Genomic DNA, 2,717 nt, shown 5'->3' with positions numbered 1-2,717 from the left:
ATTTTGCAACTAAAACAACGATCCTGCGGGCATTCACCTTACAACACGAACAACACAAACAACAGGTAAAACTGACAGCTTCTATTCACAGGCATAACTGGCAGTACTTACTGATGAACTAAAGATCCTCTATCGGGACGATTATTTATTTTGCAACTAAAACAACTATACTTCGGGCATTCACCTTACAACTCGAACTTTTATGCACTGTTTCTTTGCCAATTTCAGCGATATCGTCTGGTGAGGCTAATGATGTATCTATGGCTCTATACCACTTTTTCCCATCAACATCAGGTAAGTCAAAATCAAGCGGGTACCAGTACATATTAAACATAATATGCAGGTCATTTCGTTCTTCTCGCGCACCGAGTGTCATTGCTAATGCCAACCCTGTAGGATCATGCCAACCGGGTTTTCCGAGTTCACATCCATGCCATGATATATCCGATAATCCACGCTTATTGATTTCGCCATCAAAATATCTATTACGAAATAAACGGGGATGACGTTTGCGAAAACCGATCAGTTGCTGCCAAAACTTTAACATCGATTTATGGGTTTTTAGACCATTCCAGTTGAACCAGGATATTTCATTATCCTGACAATAAGCATTGTTATTACCATTTTGAGTTCGGCAGACTTCATCACCCGCTGCAAACATAGGTACGCCTTTAGATAACATCAAAATAGTGGCGAAGTTCTTAATTTGCTGTTGTCTCAGTAAGTTTATTTTTGAATTTTCAGTGGCTCCCTCAGCGCCGCAATTCCAACTTTTGTTCTCATTTACCCCATCGCGGTTATTTTCTCCATTCGCTTCATTATGCTTATGGTTATAAGAAACAAGGTCATTCAGGGTAAAGCCATCATGTACATTAATAAAATTGACGCTGTTACTTGGCAGTTCATTTTGATGCTGGTAAATCTCAGCACTTCCGGAAAGTCGTCCGGCGACACGCCCTAGTATTCCCGCTCTGCCGCGGACAAAATCGCGAATATCATCTCGATAAATGCCATTCCACTCTGCCCAGCGGTGGCCTGGAAACGAGCCAACCATATATGCTCCACCGGCATCCCACGCCTCAGCAATAATCTTCGTCTCCGCTAATTGCTCTGATAATTCAATACCCCAAACAACGGGAGGATTGGCAACTAGGCTGCCATCTTCACTACGAGCCAGAATGGTTCCTTCATCAAAACGAAAGCCATCAATGTGCATATCGCGTACCCAATATTCTAAACAATCAAGAATAAACTTTTCACAAATGGGATGATTACATTTAAAGGTATTGCCACAACCGGAGTAATCAAAATATGATTTTTTATGCTCATCCACTAAAAAATAGTAACTGTCATTAGCTAGGCCTTTAAATGAGAACATCGGGCCTTGCTCATCACCTTCGTCAGTGTGGCTGAAAACAACATCAAGAATTACACCAATATCTGCTTTGTGCAGCGCTTTTACCAGATCTCTAAATTCATTGAGATGATTTCCTTGCTCGGCATCAATACAGTAACCGGAATGAGGTGCAAAAAAGTTGACTGTGCTATACCCCCAATAATTGACTAATTTATTGCCGTTAACATAACGCACTTCCGAATCATCAAATTCAAACACAGGTAACAGCTCAACAGCGGTAATACCCAATTTTTGTAGATAAGGAATTTTTTCTATCAAACCCGCATAGGTACCAGGATGTTTCACTTTGGATGTCGGTGATTTGGTAAATCCTCCCACATTCATCTCATAAATAATGCTCTCATTAAGCGGATGGTTAAGAGGTTTATCGCCTTGCCAATCATAATCACTGAACTTAACTACACAACTGCGCATAGAAGTATGCAGATTGCTGCCCGGTTTACATGCATCTGCTCTGTTCCAGAATCTACGATTAATCCCTTTAGAATAGGGATCTATTAAAACTTTTTGTTTATCAAAAATCAAACCATTTTCTGGTTGAGAAGGGCCATCAACACGGTAGGCATAATGTGTATTCTCAGGCAGACCTTTAACAAAAATATGCCAAAAATAAAAACTACGATGAATCAGAGGATCTAAGCGGATTATTTCATATGGCTCGATTGCATTATGCTGATCAAACAGCAGCAATTCGACAGAGGTTGATCTTTCATCACAATAGAGACAAAAATTCACGCCATCCTCTTCGATTGTTGCACCGATCGGATGGGTTTTACCAGGTAACAGTTCGTATTGGCACAAGCTCGGCATACAATCCCCCGTTAATTCCTATTTAAAAAAATAGAAATATATTTTTGATCTTTTCAATAAACTCCTACATAAATATAGTGGTTAATATCTATTTGATAGCTATCTTTTATGCTTTAGAAAGCAATTTTTGTTTATATCTGTAATCAACACTCCCCTGGTGCTTAAGTTATTGTATTTATTGCGTTTTTCTGACTTGCCTAATAAACTGCATGTTAAATCACATATATGTAAAGATTAGTGGTTGTAATCTCTCGACGCTAATTACATATAATTTATCATTAACAAATTATGGCTTGCTTTGTTTTTACTCTTTATCTGTTTGTCTTGAATCAAAAAAAAAATTTGCAATGTTGTTATTCTGCCGCCTATAAGACGATGTACCCGAATTTACTTAAGGAAAAGTATTTCTCAGCAACACCATCAATCTTATCTCCATGGATGATTTTAGCCGTTTAAGCTTCAAGACATCCGGGTGTTCCCATTTTGTCAT

At 38.8% G+C, this 2,717-nt stretch carries 1 protein-coding gene; it reads right to left on the bottom strand.

Going from position 1 to position 2,717, the window contains the following annotated elements:
• Window positions 1-145 precede the first annotated feature (145 nt).
• A complete protein-coding gene (glgX, locus tag AC4GME_RS03760) occupies window positions 146-2,227 on the bottom strand; it encodes a glycogen debranching protein GlgX (RefSeq protein ID WP_490376922.1) in 2,082 nt (693 codons plus the stop codon).
• Window positions 2,228-2,717 lie beyond the last annotated feature (490 nt).

The sequence above is a fragment of the Psychromonas sp. genome (genome assembly GCF_983033635.1).
Note: the sequence above shows the minus strand (reverse complement) of the source record. Positions and strands in the feature narration are given on the sequence as shown.